The 238-nt window shown below is 69.7% G+C and carries 1 protein-coding gene; it reads right to left on the reverse strand.

The genetic code is table 11. The features are described from left to right. A partial coding sequence (locus ACM0OW_RS25910; RefSeq protein WP_414553596.1) for a hypothetical protein occupies positions 1-238 on the reverse strand: 238 nt, incomplete at both ends.

Below are 238 nucleotides of genomic sequence, written 5' to 3' on the forward strand. Positions count from 1 at the left end.
CCCGCTTCACGGCCTCGGCTAGCAGGGCCTTCTTCTGGCGCGCGCCCGTGTCTGGGCCGGGAGCTTCGGTGTTGCGGGTCCGTGTGCGGATCATGCGCTGGACCCGGTCGCGCCGGGCGCGCAGCCGCTTCTGCAGATCGGTCAGCTGGGCCTGATTGAGAGCGCCGAGGTCACGGCTCTGAGCGACCAGTTCACGCTCGCCCGTGTCCAGAGCGCGCTCTTCGTGGCTGATGGCCAT

Source organism: Anabaena sp. CCY 0017 (assembly GCF_963920885.1).
GTDB lineage: Bacteria > Cyanobacteriota > Cyanobacteriia > Cyanobacteriales > Nostocaceae > Nodularia.